A 12714-nucleotide genomic window follows, 5' to 3' on the forward strand; every position below is an offset into this window, starting at 1 on the left:
CCTCGGCTTCAGCTCCTCGTACGGCATGTATGGTTCAAGCTCCGCCCACGTCCTGAACGGCTATGAGCCGGCGGCGGGAAACATACTTCGGGTGGATCCGCAGCACCAGATCCTCGGTCCCGTCGGTGGCCCCATCCACCGGCCCCAGAGGAAGGTTTCGGCTCGTGAACTGCCGAGCTCGACCACAGGAGCACCAGGTGCGATTCTGGCCGCCAAGCGCTGCACGTCCGAATCGTCAGGCGCGCCTTGCCTCCAAGGTCGTCGTACTCTCTCGAGGCCGCCAGGTTGGCGGCGGGGTCCGTCACCTCTGAGATGTGGCGTCTGGCCACTTCCGACCTCCAAGGCACGTTGGCGGGTCCACTTCCCATGGTCGACCGACCCGTCTGACAGACCGTCGTCAAGCCTGGTGGCACTAGCGGACCCAGCGCGTCCTCGCTGGCCCCAAGGCCGCCGAACCGATAGCCCGCGCTTCATCACCGGTACAGCGGAACGCGCTCGCCTTCCGGCACACCCTTGTACGCGTCGATGACCTTGTTGATCTCCGACTGGTAGTAAACGACGTGCGTCCCCAGCAGGAAGAACAGGAGCAGTCCAAGTCCACCTGATGCGCTGGCCTGTCGGCCTGTGGACCGCTGCGCCCGAGCGATCCGGCCGCCATGTGCAGCGGTCGACCAGGGTCGAGATCCCGAAGAATTGGGCGGCCAGTGATGTGATGGGCTTGATCTGCTGGCGTGGGTCGAACTGATTCATCTCGTTGTGGATCTTGTACCACCACACCAGGTGATACACGCCAAGCGTCAGCCACATCAGCCCGTACGCACCCCACGGACGGCGCCGCTTCATCTGCAGCCCGTACGCGATCGGCTGGGCGACCGCAGCTCCTTGGGCCACTGCTAGCTCACCCTGGCTCCGTGTGAGCCCATCTCCCTGCTCTACTACCAGCTGCTCGCTCTGGCTGGACGTGAACGCCACCCTGTCACCTATCCCCTGCTCGCAAGTGCTCCGACATCTCTGGTCTCGTTCCTCCGGAGGAGGAAGCCACCGGACGGCGTGCCGAGGCACGCTGCTTCGCCTGGTGGCTGCTCGGACTCCCATGCCCGAGCCCGTGGGAGGGGCGGGAGCCGATGAGGAGCATGCGGGACCAGCGTGAACGGAGCATCAACCCATCAGGGGGCGGCTGTTGCCGCAGCATCCCTACCTGCCCCGAGCGCCAGCACCTACCCGATCGGCCGGGCAGTGACTGACGACGTCTACCTCCGGGGCCAGCCTCCGAGCCCCTGGTTAGGATCGCCGGACGGTTGCGGGGGTGCGGGACCGGGGTGCGAAATGCCGTATGTCAGTGCTCGCCAAGGGGCTGGTGAGGCTGATCTTGGTGGCAAAGGTGCTGGTGAGGGCGTTCTAGACGCCGCGTGTGATTCTTCTAATCCAGGTTGTCGGACTTCGAATCCTCCCGGGCGCACTTTGGGACACCCCGTAAGCCCGCGCCACCGCGCTTTGGCTGCGGCCCTCGACAACCACAGCGGTGATCACAAGACGCGCCTTCGACATCGACCGACACTCAGCCGCCACCTATTCGCATGTCCTGAGACACACCATTCCGATGTCCTGAAACACAACACTGCCCCGCTACCACAGAAGGCCCGGACCAGCTGGTCCGGGCCTTCACTTTGCTATATGAGGTTTGACCTGCGGTTTTGCGCTGTAGCCGACCCTGTTAGCGCAACGGTCGAGCCGGCGCCCAGCAGTGGTGCGTCAGGCGGATCTTGACTCGAATCGACGCGATCAGTGCCCAGATCCGTACCCACGGCACGCACCGCTGCTCCTCAAACAGCGTGCTGGGCTTCGACGCCCCGAGCCGCTACTTCACGACGTCGCCTCCAGCTCTGCTGGGCCCACGAAAGATCGAGGTTAGTCCGTGATCGGCTCGAGGACGAAGACCGGGATCTGACGGTCGGTCTTCTTCTGGTAGTCCGCGTAGTCCGGGTACGCCGCGACCGCGCGGTCCCACCAGATCGCCTTCTCCTCGCCGGTGACTTCGCGCGCCACGTAGTCCTTGGTGATGGCGCCGTCCTGCAGTTCTACGCGCGGGTCGGCGGTCACGTTGTAGTACCAGACCGGGTGCTTAGGAGCGCCGCCGAGCGAGGCGACGATCGCGTACACACCCTCGTGCACGACTCGCATCAACGGCACCTTGCGGAGCTTCCCGGTCCTCGCGCCGCGCGTGGTCAGCAGGATGACCGGCCGGCCCTTGATGTCCACGCTGTCGGTGGTACCCGTCTCGAAGATCTTCTCGGTCTGCTCTCGCACCCATCCGCTGGGGCTCAGCTCGACTTCACCTGTCATCGCCATACCGACTGCAACAGAACCCGGTCGAGCTTATCTTCCCGTACGCTGCCCCGTCGGCTTGGATCAACCAGGTCTACGACCCGGTCAAGTCCATCGGCACGGCGGACGGTCAACGCCGGCAGCCAAGCTGCCTCCCGCGCCGGACGAGGCTACGGGCCGCCTCTCTGCCGTCCCGGAAACCAAGCCACCTGCCGTCCCGGAAACCAAGTCACCTGCCGTCCCAACGCCACATCGGCCCAAGCCTTCGCCGCACTCGCTTCCAGCCGGCCGCAGCTGACGATGACCGTCCCGTCGACGAACAGCTGCCAGCCTTCGAACAACTCCGTAATCAGGATCAGTTCGATCCGGTACCACCCCGGCGCCTCCGCACCGACCCGAGAGTTTTGGGCCATGGCCCACCACGCGCCGGAGGTGCTGGATAAGCACTGGTCGACGGGCGCGGCAGGTTCCGGCCGCGCACCGAGCACGATGGCCGGCCGCCGTCGCGGGTGCGGATCGAGGCCGCCCGCGCCAGTCGACAATTTCCATAGACTGCGAATATAAAAATGCTATGCTTCGAGCATGGGTCGTCAAGACACCGCTCCTGGCGCGTCCGCCGCCATCGGGGCAGCCCTCTACGGCCTGGCCACCAGGGCCGCGAGACGCCTGCCCCGGGACATGAGCCTGACGTCCGCCGCCACCCTGGCCACCCTGGACCGGACGGGCCCGCGGCGCATCACCGATTTGGCCGCGGTCGAGGGCGTCACCCAGCCCGCGATGACCAACCTGGTCCGGGTGATGGAGGAGTCCGGCCTGGTCGAGCGGCGGGGCGACGCGTCCGACAAGCGGGTCACGCTGGTGTGCCTGACCGAGGCCGGCGCCTCCTATGTCCGGACGCGGCGCCAGTCGGGCGTCCACGGGTTCGAGCGGTTGATCGGCGAGCTCACCGGCGACGAGGTCGAGGCGCTGGTGGCGGCCCTTCCGGCACTGAAGCATCTGGCACAGCTCGAAAGCCAGGACCGCGAAGGGCCGAAGCAGTGACCGGCAGCCGGCCGGCGGGGTCGCGGTGAAGGCGTTCCCGGTGGCGCGTTCCGAGGCGCGGCTGCTGGTCCCGGCCCTGATGTTCATCGCTCTGGTCGTGGCGGCGGTCGCCAGCCTCGGGACGCCGCTCATCACCAGCGTGGCGACCTCGTTCCACGTCTCGCTCGGCAGCGCGCAGTGGACGCTGACCGTCGCGCTGCTCAGCGGCGCCGTTGCCACGCCGGTCCTGGGCCGGCTCGGAGCCGGCCCGCACCGGCGGGCCACGATCCTCGCCACGCTGGCGGTCGTCGTCGCCGGCAGCGCGCTCACCGTGCTGCCGCTGCCGTTCGCGTGGCTGCTGGCCGGCAGGGCGGCCCAGGGCGTCGGGCTCGGGCTGACGGCGCTGATGATGGGCGTGGCCCGGGACCACCTCCCCGAAAAGCGCAGCGCGGCCGTGATCGCCCTGATCTCGGTGGTCTCGATCATCGGGGCCGGTGTCGGCTACCCGCTGGCCGCACTGCTCGCCGAGCTCGGCGGGGTACGGGCCGCCTACGGCCTCGGCCTGATCGTCACCGCCGCCGCCCTCCTGACCGCGTGGCGCTCCATGCCCGAAGCCCCCGAAGGCCGCTCCGCCCACGTGGACGTGGCAGGCGCGGTCGTCCTGGCCGCTGCGCTGTTCCTGGTGCTGTTCCTCGCCGGCGAACGGAATCTGTGGAGCCGGCACCTCGCCGTGGCGGCGGGCCTCGCCGTCGTCGCGGTGGTGCTGCTCTGCGTCTGGGCCGTCATCGAGCTGCGCAGCACGACGCCCCTGGTCGACGTGCGGGCGGTGCGGCGCCCGGCGGTTGCCGGGGCGAACCTCGCCATGTTCGTCGGCGGGATCGGGATGTACCTCCTGCTCACGCTCATCACCCGGTACGCGCAGACGCCGCACGGCGCCGGCTACGGCTTCGGGCTGACGACCTTCGTCGCCGGGCTGGTCCTGATCCCGTTCTCGGTGCTGGGGTTCGTCGCCGGCAAGCTCACGCCGCGGGTCCGGACGCGGATCGCCGACCCCCTGCTCCTGGCCGGCAGCGCCGCCATCGTCGGCGGCGGGTTCGCCCTGTTCGCGGCGGCCCGGTCGGACCTGGCCGAACTGTTCGCGGCGATGGGCGTGCTCGGCTTCGGCGTCGGCGGCTTCTCAGCCGCGATGCCCGGCGTCATCCTGGCCGTCACCCCCAAGAGCGAGACATCGAGCGCCATGAGCTTCAACTACGTCGTCCGCAGCGTCGGTTACTCCCTGGGCAGCGCCATCGGCGGCCTGATCCTCACCGCGGGCACCGGCCCCGGCCACCTCTTCCCCGACGACAGCGCCTACACCACCGCGGCGCTGGTCGGCATCGGCGCCATGGCGATCACGACGCTGACAAGCCTCGCTCTCGCCCGCCAACGCTCGTCCGAGACCAACCCGTAAGTCAGAATGCACTCATCCCAACACTGGAGGTTCCATGCCCAAGGGCTACTGGGTCAGCGTGTACCGCACCATTTCAGACCCCGAGAAGCTGGCTGCTTACAACAAGCTGGCCGGTCCGGCCGTCAAGGCCGGGGGCGGTCGGACCTTCGTCCGTGGCGGTCGGGTCGTGGCGCATGACGCCGGCATCGCCGAGCGCACCGTCCTGATCGAGTTCGACAGCTTCGAGCAGGCCGTCGCGGCGCACGAGAGTGCGGCCTACCAGGAGGCGCTGGTCGCCCTCTCCGACGGCGTCGAGCGCGACTTCCGCATCGTCGAAGGCATCGACTGACCGAGGTCCAGTCGGATCTTCACTGAAGCCGGAGAACGTACGGCGCCGATCGGCCTGCGCTCCGTACGCTCCGACGGATCGAACGAACCCCACTGCATAGCCATCGAACCCGGATACATGGACATCACCCGGATGCCGTGTGGTGCGCTGCCCTCGGCGGCCAGCGCCTGGGTGAGGGCGGTCAACCCGAACTTCGTTGCGCAGTAGGCGTTCGGCCAACCCCGTCGCCCGGCGACCGAGGCCACGTTGACGATCGTGCCGCCGCCGGCCTGCCGCATGTACGGGAAGGCAAGCTTGGCGAGCAGGAACGGCGCGGTCAGGTTGACACGGACAACTCGCGGCCTCCAGGACCCGGCCGGTGAGCTGGTTCAACAACCCGCCCGGACTGACTGACCAGCTCGATCCCCTGCTCCTTCGCCTGCGCCAACAGGTGGCGGGCGAGCTCTTGCTGATCAACAGCGCCGTTGTCCTCCACGGCGCCAATCGTCTCGGTCATGTCTGCCCTCCCTCGCCAAGCCACAGGCTCGGCGTGTCCGGCCAGACCCGATCCACCGTGAATCAGACAGCCCCCGCGCTGCGGAACCAGGAGCGAGGACCTGGCGCGCGACTAGGCTGGAATCTCGCTGAAGCCGTGATCGTGGGTGTGTCATGTGATGGTTACGGCCGGTCTAGGGGTGATTGGCGGTGTCTCGTCGCGTAGGTGGGTCCGACGACAACGGCTGCCAGGCGTCACACGAGCGGAGACGACGCTGGCTTGCCGGCGCGCACGAACTGGCGCAGATCCTGCTTGACGAAGTCGGCCTACATCAGGCCATGGGCCTGGTCAGCGAGCGTCTGGCGGCGATCTCCGGTGCAGAAGCGGCGATCGTCGCCCTGGTCGACCACGGCGACACGAAGACCCTTGTCTGCGAGGCAGTCGGCGGGATCGACATGGCTCACTGGGTGGGTGTACGCAGTCCCCGGCGCGGACTCCTGGCCGTGGCTATCGACACACAGACGCCGCTCGTCGTGGCAGACCTACCCGCAGACGAACGCTACGACCCGCCGCCCGAGTGGCGCAAGGCCATGGCTGACATCGGTATGGGAATGGCCATCCCCCTGGTCGCGTCGGGCGAGTCCCTCGGTGCGTTGGCGGTGGTTTGGCGCCGCGGATCCGACGCGGAGCGAGCGGCGAGGAGCGAGTTCGACTACGTGCAGATGTTCGCCACCCACGCAGCTGCAGTCCTCCAGCGCGTACGCGTCCAGCAGCAACACGCACGAAGCGACCTCTGGCTCGAAGCCGCAGGACAGTTGGCGCAACTACTGCTCACTGACGTGGACCGCGACCACGCGATGCACACGGTGGGTAAGAGACTGCAGCAAACCTCCGGCGCGGACATCGTCGGCGTGATCATCGCAGACGCCCACGACACCACTGATGTTGCTTCCGTGATCTTCGAGGGTCTGGAAACGCCCGCGCCGCCAGACATGCGACTGCCCCGGCAGGGGCTGGTAGCAGCCGTCCTTGACTCGGGCGAACCCATTGTGAGCAAGGACTACACCCGTCAGCAGGGGTACGATCCTCCCGCCCAGTGGTCGTCGGAGTTCGCAACTGTTGGACTTGGCATGTTGATGCCGATGGCTGTCGACGGAGAGGTTCTCGGCGTCCTGTTCGCCGGATGGCGAAGGAACTCACCACACGAGAAGGACGCCTTCACCGAGGCCGAGCAGGTCCAAACGTTCGCCGACCTGGCAGCACTGGCGCTGTACCGCATCCGCAGCCAGGACTACCACGACCAGTTGATCGCCCTACAGGAACGTGACCGCCTCGCCAGAGAGCTCGGCGACACCGTGCTCCAGAGACTGTACGCCGCCGGCCTCCAACTGATGACCAGTCACGACCTCGCAGCCGAACCCCAACTGAAACGCCGCCTCATGACGACCGTTCACACGCTGGACCAGACCACCGAGGAGATTCGTAAGGCCTTCTTCCGCGGGGAGCCGACGGAACCCGGCAACGAGCCAGAATCTTGACGGCACCGATCCCAGCCGCGTGTGCTACTTGATTCCTATGCTCGCCACGCCAAGCAACACGAAGCGCTCCCCTGACATGTGCCCGCTCCCTCTGGGTGCCGGCCATGCGGCGTCTGACTCTTCTCGGACTGCTCGTCGAACCCGCGTTCTACCCGATCGGCTTCGGCAGTTGGGGCGCGGCCGCCGAGCCATCTGGTGTCGTCGTCGAGGAAGTCAACGATTGTGGTCCACGTTCACGCACCGTTCGGCGGTTTGGAGTCCGTCGTTCTGACTGTCGTTGACCGCGCCGAACCGTCATCGGCCTTGGCGTGGGTCCTCCCGGCTCGCCACGTGGCCGGCTCTGTGCGGGGCCGCAGCCTTCGGTCGATCGTTTTCACGGCCTCGTAGAGTTCTCCGGCGGCGTACCGGATCTGTTCGTGCGCAGCGTCGCGTTGCATAGTGGTCGCGGCGAGGATGAAAGCGGTCAGCGCCGTAGTCCCGATGAGGGTCTCGACGGTTACCACGTTTGCGGCCAGGGGCTCGTGCGCGAACGGGCCAAGTCTTCGCAGCGCGGCGTAAATCGTCATGGCTGAGACGACCATGACGGACAGGGCCGCGCCCGCCACTCGGAAGCGCACCGCGGCCCAGACAACGCAGGGGATGGCGAGGAATAACAAGTCTGTCGAGCTGTGGGTCACCACGAGCATGACCACAATAATGACGACCGTGAGGGCGGCGCCCTCAACTATTCGGCGTCGGTCAACGCTGCGTGGCCGCCGGGCCCGAACAATGACGAGCAAGGACGGGGTGACGACGAGCACGCCCATCATGTAACTCAACCACCACAGGAACCACGTCGTACCGAAGTTGTGCGCCGTCTCCAGACCGGACAAGACGAAGGCGGCAACGCTCGTGGAGGCAGTGATCGTGGCGCCGACAAACGCCCCCAGAAACACCAACGCCAGGACATCTCTCGGCTGGTCCATTTCCACCCGGAATCCGACCCTGCGGAGCAGCATGTAAGCACACAGCAGTCCGAGGGCTGTCGCAACCGCAAGAGTCACGGACGCGACTGGCGGACGCCCGAGGAACGTGTTGACGACGAAGGAGCCGATCACGATCCCAGGCCAGACCCGCGGACCCAAGGCAAGCAGAGCGGCCAGCCCCACACCGGTCGGAGCCCACAACATACTGACCCGCCAGCCACCCACCACCTGGGAAGGCACGGCGAGCGTGGCGCCAGAGTAGATTGCTGCGATTGCCAGGATCTGAAGTCCGACGACCACACGGTTTCTCGTTATTGAGCCGTGAAGCACGCTTCCAAAGCATACTCATCACGCGAGTCGACCCCACCCCGAGATCCAAGGTCATCCAGGTCAGCCCAGAAGACGCATTGGCGGAGGATTTACCTGCCGCATTACTAGGCATTATCGCATTATCCCCTTTTGGGGGCGGGTGGCGCCCAATCAGGTTTGTAGTCAGGGCAGAGCCTCCACCAGACCCGGATCCTCGGGTCCATCGCCCAGGTGGTCGTGGACGACAGCGGCGCCTGCGGTTTCCAGTGCGAGTTCGGAGCGGCTCGGGCGAGTCACCCCATGTCATGCATGGGCCGGGCACCTCGCCAGGTGCAATCTCCACCTCCTGCAGCAAGGCGGCCGCGTTGTAGCGTCACCTCTCGGGCCCTGAGGTGTGCGTTACAGAAGGAGCAATTGTGGTCGTTACTGGAATCCTCACTGCGGTTGTCATTGGCGCGATCATCGGCGGCTTGGGACGTCTGGTGGTGCCCGGGAAACAGAAGGTCGGCTGTCTGCTCACGGTTGGCATCGGTGTGCTGGCGGCACTCCTCGGCACCCTGGTCGCTGGGGCCCTCGGTGTCGCGCACACCCCTGGCATCGATTGGATTCAGCTCGCGATCCAGGTAGGGTTCGCCGCCGTCGGGGTGGCCGTGGTCGCAGGGAAAACCCGCGGCTGACGCAGGGTCGCAGACTGGGGAGCCCGAGGAGACACAACCCACGAGTGTCTGGTCGCAGTGTTCGCCGGTCGTCGGCACCGTCGTCTCGTGACCGCGACCGGAACACTGACTGCGCTTTGAGGTTGAGGAGGTACAGTGCCGGTCCCGGCGCCGCCTCAGGGCACTCTCTGAGGTGCCGCCAACTTGTGTTCGAGAAGGTGGGTATCCATGTTGGGAAGCCTTGGGGCCCCCGAGCTGTTGATCATCGGGATCGTCCTGGTCGTCTTGTTCGGCGCGTCCCGTCTGCCCCAGACGGCCAAGGGACTGGCCCAGTCCCTGCGGGTGTTTCGCACCGAGCTTCGAGACGAACCCACGGCTCCTCCGGCAGCGGTGGCGCCCGAGCAACCCGCGCAGCGTCCAGCTCTCCCAGAGCCGAACCACGCCGGCGGTACGGCCGTGGCCGAGCGTCACGATGCCAACCAGGTCTCCGAAGAGAGCCGCGTTCAGGGCTGAACCTCCACAGCTGTCATGTAGTGGCCTCCTGCCCACAGGCAGGGGCAACGTGCCCTCCCGACTTCGGGATGGGCACCTTGTCGTTTAGGGGTCTGTGGCCCCGGGTGAGCGCGAGTCTGGTGACGTGCGGCCGGTTCCGATATGCGCGGGGGTACCGCGAGGGCGGCGCCGCTCAAGGGTCTGGATCCGGTAGGCCGCTCGCTCACCCCCTGGGGGATGTCAAGGCGAAGCCATCTGATCTGAGTCACCGCCGGGGATCGCTGCCGTGAGCCGCGGTCAGGTGGTGTTGGTGTGAGCAGATTCGGTGTCTGTGTCGATGTCGTCGAGGAGGAGACCTTGGTCGGCGAGTCGGGCTCTGCGGCGACGTTCTATCGTGCGGGCGACGATTTCGGCGGCGAGGCAGAGCACGGTCATCGGGCCCGCCAGTAGCAGCATCGTGACTGGGTCGGTGGAGGGTGTACGCCGACCAGGTTGAGCAGCACCACGAAGACCGGGACCTCGAAGGCGACGCCGAACGCGAGTAGGAGGCGAAGTGTGACGAGAGGTGGGTGTCCAGCTGCAGGAAGTTGGCTACCCCGTCTGGTGTGAAGCCCAGGAGGGTGACGGATAGCTGTCAGGAATGCGGGAACGCCGACTGGAGTGTTCCGCCGTGCCCATTGGCATGCACAGATTGACAAGGTGTTCGTGGTACAGGTCTGGCCCGCGACCACCGGATCGGGCTGCATCGCAGTAGCGGTTGTCATGGGTCATGGAGTGTGAGGCACGTGACCTTCCGGCTGGACGTCCGATCTTTCGTCGGCAGCCGCTCGGGCAGACGTCGTGGCGGCCGGCGGCGCAGCTGACGGTGCCGGAGTCGGTTCTGCGTGCTCGGGGGCAGCGGTGTCAGCGTTACTGGTTGATCTGATCTCGGACTTGAAGATACGCAACGACTGAGCGATGCCCTTCGCGGCACCCGGAAGGCGTTTGGGTCCGAACAACGCGATAAAGGCCACGAGCACGATCAGTAGGTGCCAAGGCTCCAACCCGTTCCGCAACAGCATGGTTACCACCTGTTTCTCTCGACAGGCGTCACCAAGGCTGTCGAGGTCTCGGGAGCTTTCACTCACGCCCAGTATGAGCGCCCTACCTCACAAGCCCGGCCCGGCCGATGATGCGGCCGGTGCCGGACGCCGGAATTTTGAGGTGGGAGGCAGGAATTTGGATCCTCCTGGAGGACGACTTTACTGCTCCATCACCGAATCCTTACTGAGCTTCGTCGCTGGTTCGAGGCGTTGATGGTTGGAGTGCTACCCGGCGGCACGCCACTTGGTGGCCGCTCACTCTTGGGACAGGGCCGCGCCTACCAACGAAAAGTGTGAGTGTGATTGAACGATGATGAAAAGGTTGTACACTTTCCGCCCTTCCGTGAAAGGAGCCTCATGCGAAGTCCGGGGCGGCGTTGGACTGCCGAATGACTCGGACGGAGAGTCGGCGTCAGCGAGAGGATCTGGGTGTGGCCGAGCGCGGTGTGCGGGTGGGCACTTCGACCCATGCTCGCAGGATGCGCCCGATACGTCTGATTGCGTTGCTCTTGGTAGTAGTGGTCACAATCTCAGCGGTCGTGGCCGGTGTGGCGATGGTGCGGTTGGACCGAAACGTCTCGACCTTCGATGGGCGCGGGATCCAGACGTACCGCCCGCCACGCGCCAAGGCGAACGCAGCCGGCGAGACTCCTGTGAATGTGTTGGTGATCGGTTCGGACACCCGGGCCAACGGGAACAGCGGGCTCGGTGGAGCGGGCGGCGCGGTCGGCCGCTCGGACACGGCGATCGTGGTGCACGTGTATGCCGACCACCGTGACGCCGTAGCGGTGTCGATCCCGCGAGACACCCTCGTCGACATCCCACAGTGCAGGCTGCCCGACGGCAGCTGGTCGCAGCCGCGCCGGCAGACGATGTTCAACGCAGCGTTCACCGAGGGGCTCAGCGTCGCCGGCAATCCGGCGTGCACCCAGAACACGGTGGAGAAACTGACCGGACTACGAATCGACCACACGATCGTGGTGGACTTCAAAGGCTTCGCCTCGATGACCAAGGCGGTCGGCGGAGTTCGGGTGTGTGTGCCCAACAACGTGTATGCGGGCGACCTGAACCCCAACCTGGGCCACCGCGGCAAGCTGGTCTTGGCCAAGGGTCTGCAGACGGTGTCCGGTCGCAGTGCACTGGACTATGTACGTGTTCGACACGGCATCGGCGATGGCTCTGACATCGGCCGAATCCAACGTCAACAAGCCTTCCTGGCCAGCCTGACGGCGAAGATCCATGCATCCGGCATGAATCCAGCCACTCTGGCGCCACTCGCCGATGCCGCTACCAAGGCCCTGACGGTTGACCCCGCGTTGGGGTCGGCCCCCAAACTGGTGGTCTTCGCGATGTCCCTGCGCCACCTCAACCTGCACAACATCCAGTTTGTGACCGTGCCGTGGCGCTACGCCGGCGATCGCGTTGCGCTGGTCCAGCCTGATGCTGACCGGTTGTGGTCCGCGTTGAAGGACGACCATCCGCTGGCAGGCCATGTCAACGACAACCATCGCGCAGCCTCCACAGCCGCGGTATCCGGGCACGGCATCGACATCGGCGTCTACAACGGCACCCGGACGCCAGGCCTCGCGGCAGCCGCCACCAGACAGCTTCGCAACATGGGCTTCACCATCGACCACACCGGGAACGCCAGGTCACACCAACACGCCACAACGGTGATCGAGTACGGCGCCAGCCACCAAGTGGCCGCCCACAAGCTCGCGACACTCATTCCCCACGCCCAACTCCAGCCCATCACCGGCGCAGGCATCGACCTCGTACTCGGTGACGACTACCGGCCCATCGACACCAACACAAGGAACCCGGCGGCAGCCCCGAAGCCAAGCCCAACAGCCAGGCCACGCACCGCGGCCGACAACCCCTGCACCGACCTGTCCATGAAACGGTGACATCACCGCACCGACCATGTGTCCAGCCTTGGTTCGGCACATGTCGGATCGACGCCGCCCAGTCTCCGCTCGCGGATACGACCTCCTCGGCGACGCCATCGACTTCGGTCGGTACGTCATTCCAATCGTCTGCGAGGAGGTCGCCAAGCGCGACGCCGAGTCAGGAC

The 12714-nt window shown here is 66.2% G+C and carries 16 protein-coding genes; 7 read left to right on the forward strand and 9 right to left on the reverse strand.

Annotated features, from left to right (window positions below):
• Positions 1–60: 60 nt before the first annotated feature.
• From F4554_RS34065 to F4554_RS18790, 3 genes are all read right to left on the reverse strand, one after another.
• Positions 61–1095, reverse strand: coding sequence for a DUF4234 domain-containing protein (locus F4554_RS34065; RefSeq protein WP_420360727.1), 1035 nt, complete (start codon positions 1093–1095; stop codon positions 61–63).
• Positions 1096–1908: 813 nt separating this feature from the next.
• The gene (locus F4554_RS18785; RefSeq protein WP_272955890.1) at positions 1909–2343 is read right to left on the reverse strand and encodes a nitroreductase family deazaflavin-dependent oxidoreductase; all 435 of its coding nucleotides are present in this window, start codon (positions 2341–2343) and stop codon (positions 1909–1911) included.
• A gap of 152 nt (positions 2344–2495) precedes the next feature.
• Positions 2496–2867, reverse strand: coding sequence for a hypothetical protein (locus tag F4554_RS18790; protein WP_179788773.1), 372 nt, complete (start codon positions 2865–2867; stop codon positions 2496–2498).
• Positions 2868–2907: 40 nt separating this feature from the next.
• On the opposite strand from F4554_RS18790, the gene F4554_RS18795 reads away from it, so the two are divergent.
• Genes F4554_RS18795 through F4554_RS18805 form a run of 3 tightly spaced genes read left to right on the forward strand, consistent with a single transcriptional unit; the run spans position 2908 to position 5123 of the window.
• Positions 2908–3366 (forward strand): MarR family winged helix-turn-helix transcriptional regulator, encoded by a 459-nt coding sequence (locus tag F4554_RS18795; RefSeq protein WP_238341339.1) that lies wholly within the window; start codon positions 2908–2910, stop codon positions 3364–3366.
• A 40-nt stretch (positions 3367–3406) separates the two neighbouring features.
• A complete protein-coding gene (locus F4554_RS18800) occupies positions 3407–4795 on the forward strand; it encodes an MFS transporter (protein ID WP_202889355.1) in 1389 nt (462 codons plus the stop codon).
• A gap of 34 nt (positions 4796–4829) precedes the next feature.
• Positions 4830–5123: a DUF1330 domain-containing protein gene (locus F4554_RS18805; protein ID WP_179788775.1), complete on the forward strand. Its 294-nt coding sequence runs from the start codon at positions 4830–4832 to the stop codon at positions 5121–5123.
• On the opposite strand, the gene F4554_RS18810 is transcribed toward F4554_RS18805, so the two are convergent.
• Together F4554_RS18810 and F4554_RS18815 are read right to left on the reverse strand one after the other, a co-directional pair.
• The gene (locus F4554_RS18810; protein ID WP_238341340.1) at positions 5051–5401 is read right to left on the reverse strand and encodes an SDR family oxidoreductase; all 351 of its coding nucleotides are present in this window, start codon (positions 5399–5401) and stop codon (positions 5051–5053) included. The two genes, F4554_RS18805 and F4554_RS18810, sit on opposite strands and share 73 nt — an antisense overlap.
• A 38-nt stretch (positions 5402–5439) precedes the next feature.
• Positions 5440–5619: a hypothetical protein gene (locus F4554_RS18815; RefSeq protein WP_179788776.1), complete on the reverse strand. Its 180-nt coding sequence runs from the start codon at positions 5617–5619 to the stop codon at positions 5440–5442.
• 317 nt (positions 5620–5936) lie between these two features.
• Between F4554_RS18815 and F4554_RS18820 the strand changes: the two genes are divergently transcribed.
• Positions 5937–7136, forward strand: a complete 1200-nt coding sequence (locus F4554_RS18820) for a GAF domain-containing protein (RefSeq protein ID WP_179788777.1) — start codon at positions 5937–5939, stop codon at positions 7134–7136.
• A 233-nt stretch (positions 7137–7369) separates the two neighbouring features.
• Here F4554_RS18820 and F4554_RS18825 read toward each other — a convergent pair whose 3' ends face one another.
• Complete coding sequence (locus tag F4554_RS18825; protein WP_179788778.1) at positions 7370–8431, reverse strand: MASE1 domain-containing protein; 1062 nt, start codon at positions 8429–8431, stop codon at positions 7370–7372.
• A gap of 395 nt (positions 8432–8826) precedes the next feature.
• Here F4554_RS18825 and F4554_RS18830 point away from each other — a divergent pair, with 395 nt between their 5' ends.
• Both F4554_RS18830 and F4554_RS18835 read left to right on the forward strand, forming a co-directional pair.
• Positions 8827–9087 (forward strand): GlsB/YeaQ/YmgE family stress response membrane protein, encoded by a 261-nt coding sequence (locus F4554_RS18830; protein WP_179788779.1) that lies wholly within the window; start codon positions 8827–8829, stop codon positions 9085–9087.
• A gap of 207 nt (positions 9088–9294) precedes the next feature.
• Positions 9295–9579, forward strand: a complete 285-nt coding sequence (locus F4554_RS18835; RefSeq protein ID WP_202889356.1) for a twin-arginine translocase TatA/TatE family subunit — start codon at positions 9295–9297, stop codon at positions 9577–9579.
• A 276-nt stretch (positions 9580–9855) separates the two neighbouring features.
• Here F4554_RS18835 and F4554_RS18840 read toward each other — a convergent pair whose 3' ends face one another.
• From F4554_RS18840 to F4554_RS18845, 3 genes are read right to left on the reverse strand one after another with little or no spacing between them, the layout of a single operon-like run.
• Complete coding sequence (locus tag F4554_RS18840; protein WP_179788780.1) at positions 9856–10014, reverse strand: hypothetical protein; 159 nt, start codon at positions 10012–10014, stop codon at positions 9856–9858.
• Complete coding sequence (locus F4554_RS34225) at positions 9990–10322, reverse strand: twin-arginine translocase subunit TatC (RefSeq protein WP_476495315.1); 333 nt, start codon at positions 10320–10322, stop codon at positions 9990–9992. The genes F4554_RS18840 and F4554_RS34225 overlap by 25 nt, the downstream gene beginning before the upstream one ends.
• Positions 10323–10325: 3 nt before the next feature.
• Positions 10326–10619: a twin-arginine translocase TatA/TatE family subunit gene (locus F4554_RS18845; RefSeq protein WP_238342131.1), complete on the reverse strand. Its 294-nt coding sequence runs from the start codon at positions 10617–10619 to the stop codon at positions 10326–10328.
• Between the two features lie 560 nt (positions 10620–11179).
• On the opposite strand from F4554_RS18845, the gene F4554_RS18850 reads away from it, so the two are divergent.
• On the forward strand, positions 11180–12547 hold the full coding sequence (locus tag F4554_RS18850; protein ID WP_202889357.1) for an LCP family glycopolymer transferase: 1368 nt from the start codon (positions 11180–11182) through the stop codon (positions 12545–12547).
• Positions 12548–12714: the final 167 nt, after the last annotated feature.

The organism is Actinopolymorpha rutila (genome assembly GCF_013407855.1).
In the GTDB taxonomy this organism is placed as follows: domain Bacteria; phylum Actinomycetota; class Actinomycetes; order Propionibacteriales; family Actinopolymorphaceae; genus Actinopolymorpha; species Actinopolymorpha rutila.

Bases quoted from the DNA above. Each gene is read 5' to 3' on its own strand.
- F4554_RS34065 (WP_420360727.1), bottom strand. From the start codon at position 1,095: ATGGGAGTCCGAGCAGCCACCAGGCGAAGCAGCGTGCCTCGGCACGCC.
- F4554_RS18785 (WP_272955890.1), bottom strand. From the start codon at position 2,343: ATGACAGGTGAAGTCGAGCTGAGCCCCAGCGGATGGGTGCGAGAGCAG.
- F4554_RS18795 (WP_238341339.1), top strand. From the start codon at position 2,908: ATGGGTCGTCAAGACACCGCTCCTGGCGCGTCCGCCGCCATCGGGGCA.
- F4554_RS18805 (WP_179788775.1), top strand. From the start codon at position 4,830: ATGCCCAAGGGCTACTGGGTCAGCGTGTACCGCACCATTTCAGACCCC.
- F4554_RS18810 (WP_238341340.1), bottom strand. From the start codon at position 5,401: ATGCGGCAGGCCGGCGGCGGCACGATCGTCAACGTGGCCTCGGTCGCC.
- F4554_RS18815 (WP_179788776.1), bottom strand. From the start codon at position 5,619: ATGACCGAGACGATTGGCGCCGTGGAGGACAACGGCGCTGTTGATCAG.
- F4554_RS18820 (WP_179788777.1), top strand. From the start codon at position 5,937: ATGGGCCTGGTCAGCGAGCGTCTGGCGGCGATCTCCGGTGCAGAAGCG.
- F4554_RS18835 (WP_202889356.1), top strand. From the start codon at position 9,295: ATGTTGGGAAGCCTTGGGGCCCCCGAGCTGTTGATCATCGGGATCGTC.
- F4554_RS18840 (WP_179788780.1), bottom strand. From the start codon at position 10,014: ATGCTGCTACTGGCGGGCCCGATGACCGTGCTCTGCCTCGCCGCCGAA.
- F4554_RS34225 (WP_476495315.1), bottom strand. From the start codon at position 10,322: ATGACAACCGCTACTGCGATGCAGCCCGATCCGGTGGTCGCGGGCCAG.
- F4554_RS18845 (WP_238342131.1), bottom strand. From the start codon at position 10,619: ATGCTGTTGCGGAACGGGTTGGAGCCTTGGCACCTACTGATCGTGCTC.